General features: G+C 63.7%; 7 protein-coding genes. 4 read left to right on the forward strand and 3 right to left on the reverse strand.

Going from position 1 to position 8,326, the window contains the following annotated elements; genetic code table 11:
• Nucleotides 1-128 precede the first annotated feature (128 nt).
• Entirely contained in the window at nucleotides 129-1,166 is a 1,038-nt protein-coding gene (locus NZM16_RS12145; RefSeq protein ID WP_295453842.1) for an alcohol dehydrogenase catalytic domain-containing protein, read from the forward strand.
• Between the two features lie 204 nt (nucleotides 1,167-1,370).
• Here NZM16_RS12145 and mutY read toward each other — a convergent pair whose 3' ends face one another.
• Both mutY and NZM16_RS12155 read right to left on the reverse strand, forming a co-directional pair.
• The gene (gene mutY, locus NZM16_RS12150; protein ID WP_295480604.1) at nucleotides 1,371-2,480 is read right to left on the reverse strand and encodes an A/G-specific adenine glycosylase; all 1,110 of its coding nucleotides are present in this window, start codon (nucleotides 2,478-2,480) and stop codon (nucleotides 1,371-1,373) included.
• 255 nt (nucleotides 2,481-2,735) lie between these two features.
• On the reverse strand, nucleotides 2,736-3,302 hold the full coding sequence (locus tag NZM16_RS12155) for a biotin transporter BioY (protein ID WP_367281032.1): 567 nt from the start codon (nucleotides 3,300-3,302) through the stop codon (nucleotides 2,736-2,738).
• A 175-nt stretch (nucleotides 3,303-3,477) separates the two neighbouring features.
• On the opposite strand from NZM16_RS12155, the gene NZM16_RS12160 reads away from it, so the two are divergent.
• Entirely contained in the window at nucleotides 3,478-3,849 is a 372-nt protein-coding gene (locus NZM16_RS12160; protein ID WP_295451943.1) for an acetate--CoA ligase family protein, read from the forward strand.
• Nucleotides 3,850-3,991: 142 nt separating this feature from the next.
• Here NZM16_RS12160 and lexA read toward each other — a convergent pair whose 3' ends face one another.
• Entirely contained in the window at nucleotides 3,992-4,696 is a 705-nt protein-coding gene (gene lexA, locus NZM16_RS12165) for a transcriptional repressor LexA (protein ID WP_295451941.1), read from the reverse strand.
• Between the two features lie 174 nt (nucleotides 4,697-4,870).
• Between lexA and NZM16_RS12170 the strand changes: the two genes are divergently transcribed.
• Together NZM16_RS12170 and fusA are read left to right on the forward strand one after the other, a co-directional pair.
• A complete protein-coding gene (locus NZM16_RS12170; protein ID WP_295480608.1) occupies nucleotides 4,871-5,404 on the forward strand; it encodes a hypothetical protein in 534 nt (177 codons plus the stop codon).
• Nucleotides 5,405-5,847: 443 nt separating this feature from the next.
• Entirely contained in the window at nucleotides 5,848-7,932 is a 2,085-nt protein-coding gene (gene fusA, locus NZM16_RS12175) for an elongation factor G (RefSeq protein ID WP_295451937.1), read from the forward strand.
• The last annotated feature ends 394 nt before the right edge of the window (nucleotides 7,933-8,326 follow it).

Below are 8,326 nucleotides of genomic sequence, written 5' to 3' on the forward strand. Positions count from 1 at the left end.
CGAAGGCGGCCCACCCGGCCCCCCAAAGCCCCAAAGTCCATGGTTTGCCGAAATGGGGTATATGTCAGCTGACTTGAGCCATTTTAACTCCCCCGATAAAGTAATGGGAAACAATTCGGAGGGAGTCCATGCCGGAGCGGATGCTGGCGGCCCGCCTCTATGGGCCTGGAGATCTGCGGCTGGAAGAGATCCTCGTGCCCGAGCCGGGTCCAGGGGAAGTGATCCTTCGGGTGGAACGCGCCCTCACCTGCGGCACGGACGTCAAGATCTTCCGACGGGGACGTCATCCCGCCCTGGGTCCTCTGCCTTCCCTGTTCGGCCACGAGGTGGCGGGGGAGATCGTCGCTGTGGGAGAGGGCGTATGGAATTTCCGTCCCGGGATGCGGGTGGTCGCGGCCAACTCCGCCCCATGCGGCGCCTGCCGGTTCTGTGATCGGGGGGAATTCAGCCTGTGTCTGAACCTCACCTTTTTCTTCGGCGCCTTCGCTCAGTATGCCCGGATCCCTGCGCCGATCGTCCGCGTCAATCTGTATCCAATCCCCGATCATCTCTCTGGGGCGGCTGCGGCGCTGGTGGAGCCGCTGGCGTGTGCCCTGCGCGGCATCGAGGCGGCGGAGGTGGAGCCCGGATCCACGGTCCTGGTGATGGGCGGGGGCGCGCTGGGGTTGATGCTGGCCCACTTAGCCAAATCCCGCGGGGCATGGGTGGCCCTTTCGGATCCCCATCCGGAGCGCCGGGAGACCGCCCGGGCGATCGGGGTGGATCTGACGCTGGATCCCAGGGAGGACATCCACGCTGCGCTTCAACAAGCCCTTGGAGAGTTGCCGGACATTGTGTTCGAGGCGGTGGGGCGTGTGGAGGTGTGGGAGGCCGCCGCGGACGCGGTGAGGCCGGGCGGGCGGGTGATCCTGTTCGGCGGATGCCCGGTGGGCACCCGGGCCGCTTTCGATACCGCCCGGCTCCACTACCAGGAGCTCACCCTTCGGGGTGTCTTCCATCATCACCCCCGCTTCGTGGGGGCAGCCCTGAACCTCCTGGCTGCTGGACGGATCCCTGTGGAGCATCTGATCAGCGGAGAGTTCCCGCTCCTTCGTCTCCTGGAGGCCTTTGAGCGGATGGAACGCCGTGAGGGATTTAAATTCGCGATCAACCCTTGGGTGGATTAAATCCGAGGGAACCCTCTGAGGGATTTGGGGGGCTGAGCAGGACGCCTTCGGCAGCCTGCCCAGCTTTCTCTTTATAGCGCGATCGCTGAGGGGCTGGCCCGCTTTCCGAACTTTGGAATGCTTTTCCGTGGGCATGGGCCACCTTCGGCGGCCCATGCCCCCCAAAGCCTCAGGGGATGAGGAGCTGCGTAACTCCTATGTTTATTAAAGGCGTTCACGGCTCAGCTGCCCCGCCTCGAAGTCCTCCTTCAATCGTTCCACGATCTGGCGATCGGTGTTCGGAAACGGATAGCGATCCAGCTCCTGGATCCGGACCCAGCGGGCATCCGCGCAGCCGATGGGCTGGAGGGTTCCCCCAACCCATCGACATCGGAAGACATGGAGCGTGATGCGCATATGGGTGTAGGTGTGCCGGAGGGTCATCATCGGCTCCAGCACCTCCACCTCGATCCCCAGCTCCTCCCGGAGCTCCCGCCTCAGGCATTCCTTTAGGTCTTCCCCGGGCTCTACCTTTCCGCCTGGGAACTCCCACAGCCCGCCCAGCATGCCCTCCGGCGGGCGCTGGGCGATCAGCACCTGATCACCGTCCTGGATCACCCCTGCGGTCACGTCGTAGTGGGGAAGAGATCGGCGAGGGGCTCGAACCGGGAACGCTTCTGAATTCCCCTGGTGGAAGGCAGCGCAGAAGGCCTGGAGGGGGCACTCGGGACAACGGGGCGCCTTCGGCGTGCACAGGGTAGCACCCAGATCCATCAGGGCCTGATTGAAATCCCCCGCCCGGCCCGGCGGGAGCAGACGTTCCGCCAGGGCCTGGAGCCGACGCCGGCCCGCCGGCCGGCGGGGATCCTCCTGGACGGCGAAGAGCCGCGCCAGCACTCGCACGGCGTTCCCATCAATCGCGGGGAGATCCTGTCCGAAGGCGATGCTCAGGATGGCGGCGGCGACATAGGGGCCGACCCCGGGCAGGCGCCGCCATTCCTGCAGGGTCTGAGGGAACGATCCGCCATGCTCTTCCATCAGAATACGGGCCGCGCGGTGCAGATGCCGCGCCCGAGCGTAATAGCCTAACCCCTCCCAGGCTTTCAGCACCTCCTCCAGTGACGCCGCGGCCAGATCCTGGAGCGTGGGGAAGCGGGCGAGGAACCGCTCATAGTAGGGGATGACCGTCTCCACCCGGGTTTGCTGGAGCATGATCTCGGCGACCCACACGGCATAGGGATCCCGCCGGCGGCGCCAGGGAAGATCCCGATGGTTCGCTGCATACCAGCGCAGAAGATTCTCGCTGATCTCTTCGTAGCGAACGTCGGCTTTCATCGCTTTGAGCTCATCCTGTCGGATCTCATGGGGGCAGGTGGGCGGCTTCGCCGCCTGCCTACCCCCACGATGTGCGGATCGTGCCCTTGATTGCGCAGGGATCGTTCTGGCGGGCGAGGCCGCCGAAGGCGATCTCGCCCAAAAGGGGAAGGGGACTGTGCATAGTGCCTTTCCCCTCCCCGAGACCAAAGGGCCTCCGGGCGGGGGAAGTCCCGAATCCCTGGCAGGGATCGTTCAGATGGCAGCGACGCAGAGTCAATCCTTATGGATGTTTTGAACGATCCACCAGGTCGAGGGGAGGAGAAGGGTGGCCAGGGCCAGTTTCAACAGATCACCAGGGATAAAGGGCAGCAGCCCCAGGGCGATCGCCCCCTTCGGGCCCAGGAAGCCTCCGAGGAAGAGGGCCAGCCAGGGGAGGCCGAACAGGTAAATCACCGCGTTCCCCGCCAGCATCGCCAGCGCCGTGGAGAGAGGCCGGCGATCCCACCCACGTTCAGCCAGCCATCCGGTGATGAAGGCCGCCGCGATAAACCCGATGAGATACCCTCCTGTTGGACCTTGCAGACGGGAGATCCCGGCTGCCCCACCGGCGAAGACCGGCAGGCCCAGCGCGCCCTCCAGAACATAGGCGGCGATGCTGAGCGCTCCTCGCCGGCTTCCCAGGGATGCTCCGACCAGGAGCACCGCCAGGGTCTGGCCGGTAATGGGGACAGGTGTGAAGGGTAGAGGGATGGCGATCTGGGCCATCAGGGCGGCGAACAGGCTGCCGCCCAGGATCAGGAGGACGTTGGCGGTTAGCTGCCGCGCCTGCGTTCGGCGCATTGACTCTGGGAAAACCGTATCTGCGAGAACCATGGATAAATCCTCCATAAAAGTTCTTAAGCCTTCTGCCCCTGGAGGGGAACCCAACAGGGCAGGCCGATCCGGCTGGATTACGGCCTATTATACTGTTGGCTTCCTCGTTTGGGTTTTCTGGGAGTTGGCACGAGGCCCAGAGATGGGATTGGAATATCCCTCGAGGGCGTGGACCGCTTTCGGCGGCCCACGCCCAGAGAGCCTTCTCGCGCTAGAGGATGTGACGTTCCGACTTCCTCCCTTGACATGGGCGGAGGCGAGGGACATTCTGGAAGAGACCGGGATCGGTCGCCGTCTCCTACGGCGCGATCGAACGGGGGGGTCGGCGGAGATCGAGGCCGTTGTCGATATCCTGCGACGGGTGGGCCAGATGATGCTGGAACATCCAGAGATCGTGGAGATCGACCTGAACATCGTCGTGGTGGCCCGTCCGGGGCAAGAGATTCACACAGTGGACATCCGGATTGTCCTCTCTGAGGAGATCCCAGCCTCTGTAGAAGCGACCGCCCGTTGATTTGCCGAGTGGGCAGGGGGGGATTAGGGCTGGGGCACTGCCGAAGGCAGCGCCCCAGCCCCAAAACTCGCGGGAGAGCTCGGAAGTTGCACCTGGCGTGACACGAATGGTTGAGGGAGACCATCCCGGACGGCCTCCCCTGCTATTTGTCTTCCCTCCCCGTGGAAGGTGAATACTGCCCCCCTGGAAGCGGGATGCCGTTTAGATTCCGAAGCACCTGGACCACCTTTCCCTGAATGTGCACCACCTCGGCCGGCACATAGAGGGGGGTCATCGCGGGATGGGCCGGCTGCAGGCGGATGCGATCCCCCTCCCGGTAAACGCGTTTCAGGGTCGTTTCGTGGCGATCGGCCAGCCAGACCACCGCCATCTCCCCCTCTTCCACCTGGGGGATCGGCTTGACAATGATCAGGTCGCCATCGCCCACCAAGGCGTCAACCATGGAGTTCCCCTGAACCCGGAGGGCGAACAGGCCGTTCCCATCGACCAGCCAAAGGCGGGGGATCCGGATCCAGGCGAGGGGAGTTGCGCCGGGATTGGGGATGGGCTCGCCGGCAGCGATCGAACCCAGGAAGGGGATGGGGATCAGATCCGCTTCCGGGGCCAGGCCATCGGGCCAGCGCCGGAGGCGAATCCCTCGGGATCGCCGGCCTACCCGGACGATGAGGCCCTCTTCCTCCAGGCGACGGAGATGGTAATCCACGACTGAGGGGGAGGAGATCTTCAATCCCTTCTGGATCTCCCGAACCGTGGGATATGTTCTTTCCTGTTGATACCAGCGGACGATGAAAGCCAGAATCTCCTGGCGAAGATCCCGCCGGATCCGCGATCGGTGCCCCCGCTTCATTTTCAGCCTCCGATATTCCCAAATATATCCCAAGTTTTCCCAAATCTTAGCCGAACATTTGTTCGATGTCAAGGTTGGAGGGGACCTTCCTGGCTGCTGAAGATCTTTTTCGGGAAACCATCTCCTGGAGCAGAATGGAACAGAATAACTTCGCATGGATTTGAGGATCGCTCCATGTTCCGGCTGTTCTATCGCTTCCGGCAACTCTGGTGGGCGATCGCCGTTCGGATCCGGGAGGAAGATCGGGCGCTGGTGGCGCGGATCCTTCCTTTGGAGGCTCAGGCGTTGTTCTGGCGGATGGCCCCAGCGGATCAGCGGCACAGCCTGGCGGTGCTGCGGACCCTGCTGGCGTGGGGGGAAACGCATCCGGCCCTCTTGAGAGCGGCGCTGTTACATGACGTGGGGAAGACAGCGGCGTCGCTGCGGCCGTGGGAGCGAGGGCTGATTGTGTTGGGGAACGCCATGGGCCAGCGGATCTGGCGTTTCGGATGCTCCCGCTGGCCTGTGCTCCGCCATTGGATGGAGCGGGTGCGCCGTTATCAGGCCCATCCAGAGATCGGGGCGGCATGGGCGATGGAGGCGGGCTGCGACCCCCTCACGGTCGCCCTGATCCGACGTCATCAAGATGCGCTGGGTCCGCCAGGTCCAGAGGAAGATCTGGAGACCCGGCTGCTCCGTCGCCTTCAGCAGGCGGATCGAATGAATTGATCCAGGCACAGGGGCGTGGGGCAGGCACAGGGGCGTAGGGCGGGCACAGGGGCCTGCCCCTACAAGAAACGTGGCGCGATGTGGCGTGTAGGGGCGACCCCCTGTGGTCGCCCCGATGGGGCCGACACGGGGCCTGGGGCAGGCGCAGGGGCGTGGGGCAGGCACAGGGGCCTGCCCCTACAAGAAACGTGGCGCGCGATGTGGCGTGCAGGGGCAACCCCCCATGGTTACCCCGACTCCTGGGTTGCCTGTGGGGATTTCTTGGGCGCCCCTCTTCCTCAATTCGCAAGCTGCCCGGCTATAATTGAAGTTGTGGAGCAAGCCTTCAACCGGGCGGTTTATGGAACAGGCCTGCCCGTTTTGGAACGCGTTTCGAGGACCTGCAAGAACCCTCCCGTTCGGAGGAGCGGATCCATATTCATTCTCAATCAGGGGGAGGCGCGATGAAAGTCTATCGAACCGAGAACCTCCGCAACGTCGTGCTGGTGGGTCATAACGGGTCGGGCAAGACCACGCTGGTGGAGGCGATGTTATTCCTGAGTGGGGCGACCACCCGCATGGGCCGTGTAGAGGAAGGCAACACGGTCTCTGATTTCGATGAAGAGGAGATCCGCCGTCGTCTCTCCATTTATACCTCCCTGGTCCCCATTGAGTGGTCCGATCACAAAATCAACCTCCTGGATGCTCCGGGCTATCTGGATTTTGTCGGCGAGATGAAGAGCGCCGTCCATGTGGCGGACTGTGCGCTTCTGGTTGTGGATAGCGTGGCAGGCGTGGAGGTGGGCACGGAGCAAGCCTGGGCGGCCCTGGAGGAGCGAGGACTGCCTCGCATCGCCGTCATCAGCAAGATGGATCGGGATAACGCGAATTTCGAGAACGCCCTGGAGAGCCTGCGCCGCGTTTTCAAGGCGAGCTTCGTTCCCATCCAGCTTCCCATCGGCAGCCAGGCCGCGTTCGAAGGGGTGGTGGATCTCATCGCCATGAAGGCACGGCGGGGCCCGCGGGGGGAGATCGGTGAGATCCCTGCTGGCCTACAGGAGGAGGCGGAGGAGGCCCGGATGCGGTTGATGGAGGCCGCAGCAGAGGCGGATGATGAGTTGATTGTGAAGTATTTAGAGGGTGGAGAGCTGACCGAAGAGGAAATCCGGCGCGGGTTGAAGGCTGGTTTCCTGGCCGGGCGCATCGTCCCGGTGGTATGCGCGGGAGGGCTTTCAACGGTCGGCGTGGGTCCTTTGTTGGATCTCCTGGTTCAGCTGGCCCCTTCCCCTCTGGAGGCGAAGCCGGTGGAAGCGCTCCCGGTTTCCAATGGTCAGCCCGAACGGGTGCACGCGGATCCTGCGGGCTCCACGGTAGCTTATGTGTTTAAAGTCACAGCGGATCCTTTCGTGGGGAAGCTTGCCTACTTCCGTGTCTTCCGTGGCACTGTGCGTTCCAACTCGCACCTGTTTAATGTCAACCGGAATCAGGACGAGCGGCTGGCTCAGATCTTCGTGATGCGGGGGAAGGAGCAGATCCCTGTTCCGGAGCTGGCGGCGGGGGACATCGGGGCGGTGCCGAAGCTGAGCGTGACAGGCCATGGGGACACCCTGTGCGATCGCAGCCATCCGGTCCGTATTGCCCCGCCGGTCTATCCCACGCCGTTGTATGCCGTGGCGATGGAGCCTAAAACCAAGGCGGACTCCGCCAAGCTGATCCCCACTCTCCAGCGCTTGTGCGAGGAGGATCCCACGCTGCATCTCCGCCAGGAGCCGTCCACCCATCAGACCATCCTGGAGGGGATGGGGGATACCCACATCGATGTGGCGGTCCGTCGGGCGGCCACCAAATTCGGGGTGGAGATCGTGACCAGCATTCCGAAGGTCCCCTATCGGGAGACGATCACGAAGGTGGCCCGGGCTCAGTATCGACACAAAAAGCAGACCGGCGGCGCAGGACAGTTCGGGGAGGTCCATCTCCGGATCGAGCCCCTCCCCCGGGATGGCGGCTTTGAATACGTGTGGGAGGTTTTCGGCGGGGCGATCTCCTCGAACTTCGCCCCCTCGATCGAGAAAGGGGTCCGGGGGGTGATGGAGCAGGGGTTGCTGGCCGGGTATCCCATCGTGGATGTGCGGGTGGCCGTTTACGATGGCAAGGAACACCCGGTGGATTCCAACGACATCTCCTTCCAGATCGCGGGGCGCGAGGCCTTCAAGCTGGCGTTCCAGCAAGCCGGCCCGGTGCTTCTGGAGCCGATCATGCAGTTCACCATTATCGTCCCCGAACAGTTCACCGGGGATGTGATCAGCGATCTCAACACCCGCCGGGCCCGGGTGCAGGGGATCGAACAACAGGGGGACAAAAGCGTGATCACGGCCCTTGCCCCGCTGGCGGAGATGCAGCGCTATGCCACTCAGTTGCGCTCCCTCACCCAGGGGCGCGGGGTGTTCCGCATGGTGTTCAGCCACTACGAAGAGGTTCCTCCGCACATCGCTCAGGCCATCATCGAGCAGGCCCGTCGGGAGCGCGAGGCGGCTAAGGAAAAGGCATGAGTGGGGCATCTGGGGGCGGGACCACCTTCGGCAGCTCTGCGCTCAGACGCCCTCATTCCCCCTCCTGATGGCCCTTTGAGACGCGGGGAGGAAGATCCTGGGTTGCTGTCCGCCCGGGGCCGGAACCAAGGGAGCACGGCGGGATGATGGGGGGAAGGGATCGGCCCTACTTCCTTTCCCTCTCTCTCCCCTTTTGGGGGAGAAGGGGGAAAGAACGCTTTATCTATGAATCGGAGATTGGGGGGACCGAAGCCAGTCTGGATGGCAATGACTCCTTTTTTCCCTCACTACGGCCCTCTGGACCATAGCGAGGGAGGAGAAAGAATCGTTTGGGGGCGGTGGGGGGGGGGGGGGGGCCCCCCCCCCCCCCCCCCCAACACCCACACAAAAAAAG

The sequence above is a fragment of the Thermoflexus sp. genome, assembly GCF_025055495.1.
GTDB lineage: Bacteria > Chloroflexota > Anaerolineae > Thermoflexales > Thermoflexaceae > Thermoflexus.

Coding starts and splice junctions, on each gene's coding strand:
- lexA (WP_295451941.1), bottom strand. CDS start 4,696: ATGAAGCGGGGGCACCGATCGCGGATCCGGCGGGATCTTCGCCAGGAG.
- mutY (WP_295480604.1), bottom strand. CDS start 2,480: ATGAAAGCCGACGTTCGCTACGAAGAGATCAGCGAGAATCTTCTGCGC.
- fusA (WP_295451937.1), top strand. CDS start 5,848: ATGAAAGTCTATCGAACCGAGAACCTCCGCAACGTCGTGCTGGTGGGT.
- NZM16_RS12160 (WP_295451943.1), top strand. CDS start 3,478: ATGGGATTGGAATATCCCTCGAGGGCGTGGACCGCTTTCGGCGGCCCA.
- NZM16_RS12145 (WP_295453842.1), top strand. CDS start 129: ATGCCGGAGCGGATGCTGGCGGCCCGCCTCTATGGGCCTGGAGATCTG.
- NZM16_RS12170 (WP_295480608.1), top strand. CDS start 4,871: ATGTTCCGGCTGTTCTATCGCTTCCGGCAACTCTGGTGGGCGATCGCC.
- NZM16_RS12155 (WP_367281032.1), bottom strand. CDS start 3,302: ATGCGCCGAACGCAGGCGCGGCAGCTAACCGCCAACGTCCTCCTGATC.